General features: G+C 40.8%; 1 pseudogene. It reads left to right on the top strand.

The window, feature by feature from the left end:
• Nucleotides 1–238 (top strand): annotated as a pseudogene (locus SB765_RS33450) (iron ABC transporter substrate-binding protein); the annotation flags it as partial.

Raw genomic sequence — 238 nt, 5'->3', positions numbered from 1 at the left:
CATCATGGTGAAGTCCAGACTAAAACATGGCTGGAAGGTGTAAAAGCTAATTTAGCGCGTAAGCCGCAGGGAAATGATCGTGCGCAAGTGAAAGCCGTTAAAGAAGGTTTATGTAATTTAGCTTTAGGTAACAGTTACTACTTAGGTAAAATGTTGCAAGATGAAGCGCAAAAACCGTGGGCAGATGCGGTTAATATTAATTTTCCAAACCAAACTAACCGTGGTTCGCATATTAACG

The organism is Pseudomonas sp. SIMBA_067 (assembly GCF_046534675.1).
Taxonomy (GTDB): domain Bacteria; phylum Pseudomonadota; class Gammaproteobacteria; order Pseudomonadales; family Pseudomonadaceae; genus Aquipseudomonas; species Aquipseudomonas putida.
Note: the sequence above shows the minus strand (reverse complement) of the source record. Positions and strands in the feature narration are given on the sequence as shown.